The organism is Acinetobacter sp. YH12021, from assembly GCF_013420145.1.
Classification (GTDB): Bacteria; Pseudomonadota; Gammaproteobacteria; order Pseudomonadales; family Moraxellaceae; genus Acinetobacter; species Acinetobacter towneri.
Genome location: NZ_VOYT01000070.1, coordinates 1 through 1,299 on the forward strand (window position 1 = coordinate 1; position 1,299 = coordinate 1,299).

Consider the following 1,299-nt stretch of genomic DNA (forward strand, 5'->3'; position numbering starts at 1 on the left):
GGTAGTGTTCAAAAAACTGTGTCATTTCCTTAAACTGTTAAAAACAGGAATGATGCATTATGGCAACTACATTTGATTTTGAAACAGCCTTAAAACAACTCCAGTCAGGACAAGCACTGACTGGAGAAAATGGCATACTCACCCCTTTAATTAAACAGCTGACCGAAGCTGCTCTTGAAGCAGAAATCGAGAATTACATTGAAGCGAATCCGAAACAAGGTAATCGCCGCAATGGCTATACTCGCAAGACAGTAAAATCTACATCAGGTTCATTTGAGCTTGAAACCCCTAGAGATCGAAATGGTGAATTTGAGCCACAGTTAGTTAAAAAGAACCAGACCAAATTATCAGAAGAAATTGACAATAAAATCATATCACTCTATGCACTTGGTATGAGCTATCGTGATATTCAAAAGCATGTTGCTGATATGTATGGATTGGAGATTTCAGATGGTGCTATCACCAATATTACAGATAAGCTCCTCCCTCAGTTACAAGCATGGAAACAACGCCCACTCGATACAATTTATCCCTTTGTTTGGTTAGATGCCATACATTACAAAGTGAAGGATAAAGGTGTTTATGTGAGCAAAGCGATCTATACCATTTTAGCTTTAAATGTTGAAGGTAAGAAGGAACTACTCGGCTTGCATTTGTCGGAAAGCGAAGGGGCGAACCATTGGCTTAGTGTACTGACAGACCTACAAAATCGTGGTGTTCAGGATATTCTGATTGCCTGTGTAGATGGACTAAAAGGTTTCCCCGAAGCCATAGCAGCGATTTACCCTCAAACAGAAATACAACTGTGTATCGTTCATCAAATCCGTAATTCTTTACGCTATGTTGCCAGTAAAGATCAGAAGGCATTTATGGCTGATTTAAAGCCAATTTACCGTGCTGATACCAAAGGGGCGGCAGAAGTAGCACTGGATGAGCTAGAAGAAAAATGGGGCGAAAAATATGGTGTGGTCATTCAGTCATGGCGTACCAAATGGCATCTACTATCCGCCTATTTCAAATACCCTAAAGCGATTAGGAAGCCGATTTACACCACCAATGCCGTTGAAGCCGTACATCGTCAATTCCGCAAACTAACCAAAACCAAAGGAGCTTTCCCCAATGAGGATAGTCTGATGAAATTACTGTATATTGGTATTCAACAGGCATCAGAAAAATGGACAATGCCTATTCAGGAATGGGGACAAACGATTACTCAATTATCCATTTACTTTGAAGGTCGATTAGATGATATAATTAAAATCTAGTCAAATTTACTGACACAGAATTTTGAACGCCCTC

General features: G+C 39.9%; 1 protein-coding gene. It reads left to right on the top strand.

Annotated features, from left to right (window positions below; translation table 11 throughout):
• The first annotated feature begins 59 nt into the window (after positions 1-59).
• Positions 60-1,265 (top strand): IS256 family transposase, encoded by a 1,206-nt coding sequence (locus FTT91_RS14550; RefSeq protein WP_004973108.1) that lies wholly within the window; start codon positions 60-62, stop codon positions 1,263-1,265.
• The last annotated feature ends 34 nt before the right edge of the window (positions 1,266-1,299 follow it).

Bases quoted from the DNA above. Each gene is read 5' to 3' on its own strand.
- FTT91_RS14550 (WP_004973108.1), top strand. From the start codon at position 60: ATGGCAACTACATTTGATTTTGAAACAGCCTTAAAACAACTCCAGTCA.